Annotated in this window: 1 protein-coding gene; it reads right to left on the reverse strand. The window is 65.6% G+C overall.

Features of this window, described 5'->3' with window-relative positions; genetic code table 11:
- Positions 1 to 483 (reverse strand): glycoside hydrolase family 15 protein (locus AC2JF9_RS08625; protein WP_500726943.1); only part of this gene is annotated, 483 nt, incomplete at both ends.

Below are 483 nucleotides of genomic sequence, written 5' to 3' on the forward strand. Positions count from 1 at the left end.
GTTGCGGATTGGGACAGGTTCCTCCAGGGAGCGGCTGCCGTTCTCCAGGACCGAGAGCGGAGCAGTGCGTACGTAATACCCGCTGACGCCGACCCGGTGGGCCAACTCGGTCCCGTGCACAGCGGTCCACTGGTCGAGGCTGGCGTTCCAGAAATCGGCCAGCTCAAGAGCCCAATGCTGTGCCGTCGCGTCGAGAAAGGCGCTACCCGCCACCAGAGCGGCGATACAGGTCGCAAGCGTGAAGGTGTTCAGGCCTGCGTTCTCCTCCCACCGGTCCTGGTCGGTCGACGGGCCCCGCTTGGCAATACAGCCGAGCGCCCGGCGGATCATGTCGTGCGGCTCAACGCCCGCAAGCGCATCACGATCTGCAAGCATGGCTGCGAGCAGGACCGGAAACGCCGTCTCGTCGAGCTGAATGCCCCGCCAGTAGGGCTGGCCACCAAGCCACTGGTTCTGGTGCCAGTGCCCTTCGGCATTCTGGGT

Source organism: Lactobacillus sp. C449L (genome assembly GCF_059900815.1).